This is a genomic window from Mesorhizobium sp. M5C.F.Ca.IN.020.29.1.1 (assembly GCF_003997375.1).
Taxonomy (GTDB): domain Bacteria; phylum Pseudomonadota; class Alphaproteobacteria; order Rhizobiales; family Rhizobiaceae; genus Mesorhizobium; species Mesorhizobium wenxiniae.
Genome location: NZ_RZSW01000929.1, coordinates 1 through 1,506, shown reverse-complemented (window position 1 = coordinate 1,506; position 1,506 = coordinate 1). Strand labels below are relative to the sequence as shown.

General features: G+C 65.1%; 2 protein-coding genes. Both read right to left on the bottom strand.

Annotated features, from left to right (window positions below; translation table 11 throughout):
• Positions 1–415 (bottom strand): heavy metal-associated domain-containing protein (locus tag EOA85_RS35090; protein WP_245486337.1); only part of this gene is annotated, 415 nt, incomplete at its 3' end.
• A 49-nt stretch (positions 416–464) separates the two neighbouring features.
• A partial coding sequence (locus EOA85_RS35085; RefSeq protein WP_127212717.1) for a multicopper oxidase domain-containing protein occupies positions 465–1,506 on the bottom strand: 1,042 nt, incomplete at its 5' end.

The window sequence follows — 1,506 nt, the reverse complement described above, 5'->3', positions numbered from 1 at the left end:
TGTCTTGCATGTCCATGCCGGCGCCGTGCCCCATCTCATGGGCCATGGCGTCGTGCGGCACCTTGGCCGCAACTGTCCTCCGGTCCATTGGACCCGTTTGGACCATGGCGGCGTGATCATGCCCGGCGTGCCCGGAGATCGCGCGCGGATGCCCCGGCGGAATCGTCGTGCTGCCGGGAATGCACAGATGCCGCGGCACGGTCTCGCCGCGGCAATGGAAGCCGCAGGCCTCGATTTCCCGGGCAAGGATCTCCGGGCTCGTCCGCCCCTCGTCGAACTCGATGGTGGCGGTGGTCGACCCCGCATTCATCGCGACACCGGCAACGCCCGGCAGTGCCTCGAGACGTTTTTCGACCGCCGCGAAGTCCATCATGCCGACTAGGTCGCGCACTTCCAGATTGATCTTATTCATCATCCTTCTCCATGCCGCAGTTGGTGGCGGCGATCGCACGTCCGGCGATGTCTCAGCTTCGGTAGGCGAAGGTCGACATCATGCCGCTCGCCATGTGGTAGAGGTGGTGGCAATGGAAGGCCCACTGCCCGGGATTGCCGGCATCGACGGCGATGGTGATCGAGCGCATCGGCGGCACGAGCACGGTGTCGCGAACGGCACCCTGGAAGCGCTGCCCATCAATCCGGACCACTTGGAAACGATGGCCGTGAAGGTGCATCGGGTGGGCCATCATGGTGTCGTTACGCAGCGTGACCTCGACGCGATCGCCGGTGTCCACCAGGATCGGAGCGCTGGTTTCGAGACGCCAGCGATAGGCGGCCATGTCGCCGGTCAGCGCCATATCGAACGTCTTGTCGGCACGACGTGATGCGAACGGCACTATTGCCCGAAGTTGCGCCTCGAGCGTCAGATCGAGAACCGGAGCATCGACATACGCGGCCGTCCCGAGCCTGGCCACCGCCGCTCCTGCCGGGCGCAGGACAATTCCGGTGCGTTCCTTGCTCCCCTCGCGCAGCGCCAGGATCGGGAAGGCGGCGCTGAGGTCGCGCGGCAACCGCACGCGGACGTCGATGCGCTGTCCCGTCGTCATCGGAAAGCGCCGGCCCCTGACCGGCTCGACAGGCTGACCGTCGACCGCAATCAGCTCGCCTTCAAGCGCGCCGAAGTCGATCGTGAACGCGGTCGCCGTGGCGCCATTGATGATCCGCACCCGCAGGCGTCCGCCCCGTTCGACCGGCACGATCTCGGGGTCGTCCAGTGAGCGGTCATTGGCCAGATTGGCGTCATACTCGATGTCGTTGATATCCATCGCCATGCCGCCGTGGCTCATCCCTGCCATGGCGCCGCCGGCGTCACCCGACAGGTCCATGCCGTTTATTGGCATGGCGCCGCCAGTGTTCTTGCTCTGCAGGCCGGCCAGCAATTCCTCCGGCGATGAGAACGAGAAATCGTGAAGCAGGATGACGACCTCCTGCTCATCGTTTGCATCATCGGCGGGATCGGCGACGATAAGCGGAGCAGCGAGCAGCAATTGTTCCTGCAGGGTATGGGCA